The organism is Photobacterium chitinilyticum (genome assembly GCF_004104355.1).
In the GTDB taxonomy this organism is placed as follows: Bacteria; Pseudomonadota; Gammaproteobacteria; order Enterobacterales; family Vibrionaceae; genus Photobacterium; species Photobacterium chitinilyticum.
In genome coordinates this window covers 1-349 of sequence record NZ_RJLM01000289.1, presented here as the reverse complement: position 1 = coordinate 349, position 349 = coordinate 1, and the positions used below count along the sequence as shown (strand labels likewise).

Here is a 349-nt window from a genome sequence, read left to right as displayed (position 1 = left end):
GAGGGCGTTTACCACGGTGTGGTTCATGACTGGGGTGAAGTCGTAACAAGGTAGCCCTAGGGGAACCTGGGGCTGGATCACCTCCTTACCTAAAGACTTGCTGTTTAATGCAGTGTCCACACAGATTGCCTGGTTAAAATGTAAAAGAGCGCCGGCGTTGCCCAACAACGCTGGCAAGAAACACTTAGTCCCGTTCGTCTAGAGGCCTAGGACACCGCCCTTTCACGGCGGTAACAGGGGTTCGACTCCCCTACGGGACGCCAAGGGTCGTTAGCTCAGTTGGTAGAGCAGTTGACTTTTAATCAATTGGTCGCAGGTTCGAATCCTGCACGACCCACCATCTTCTCCT

The 349-nt window shown here is 53.6% G+C and carries 2 tRNA genes and 1 rRNA gene; all 3 read left to right on the top strand.

Annotated features, from left to right (window positions below):
- Nucleotides 1-88, top strand: a 16S ribosomal RNA gene (locus EDI28_RS26780); the annotation flags it as partial.
- 99 nt (nt 89-187) lie between these two features.
- Nucleotides 188-263 (top strand) — tRNA-Glu (locus EDI28_RS26775).
- A gap of 1 nt (nt 264) precedes the next feature.
- Nucleotides 265-340: transfer RNA gene (locus EDI28_RS26770), tRNA-Lys, on the top strand.
- Nucleotides 341-349 lie beyond the last annotated feature (9 nt).